The sequence below is a fragment of the Salmonella sp. SAL4457 genome, assembly GCF_046548235.1.
GTDB classification, from domain to species: domain Bacteria; phylum Pseudomonadota; class Gammaproteobacteria; order Enterobacterales; family Enterobacteriaceae; genus Salmonella; species Salmonella enterica.
Genome location: NZ_JBGDZO010000193.1, coordinates 1 through 336 on the forward strand (window position 1 = coordinate 1; position 336 = coordinate 336).

Below are 336 nucleotides of genomic sequence, written 5' to 3' on the forward strand. Positions count from 1 at the left end.
GTCGCGGGGAATTTCCGGCAACAGGTCGAGGGTGGTTTCCAGGCTCACCTCGAAGGTGTGCAGGTTGCGGTTGTTGATGCCCACCAACGGCGTGTCCAGGGTCTTCAGTGCACGTTCCAGCTCGGTGCCGTCATGCACTTCGACCAGTACGTCGAGACCGACCGACTTGGCAGTCGCCGCCAGTTCGGCCATCAGCACGTCGTCCAGCGCCGAGACGATCAGCAGGATGCAGTCGGCACCGATCGCCCGCGCCTCGACGATCTGGTACGGATCGATCATGAAGTCCTTGCGGATCACCGGCAGCGCACAGGCGGCCCGCGCTTCCTTCAGATAGGC

The 336-nt window shown here is 63.4% G+C and carries 1 protein-coding gene; it reads right to left on the reverse strand.

Features of this window, described 5'->3' with window-relative positions:
• Window positions 1–336: indole-3-glycerol phosphate synthase TrpC (locus ACLJNW_RS23870; protein ID WP_410961177.1), on the reverse strand; the 336-nt coding region annotated here is incomplete at both ends.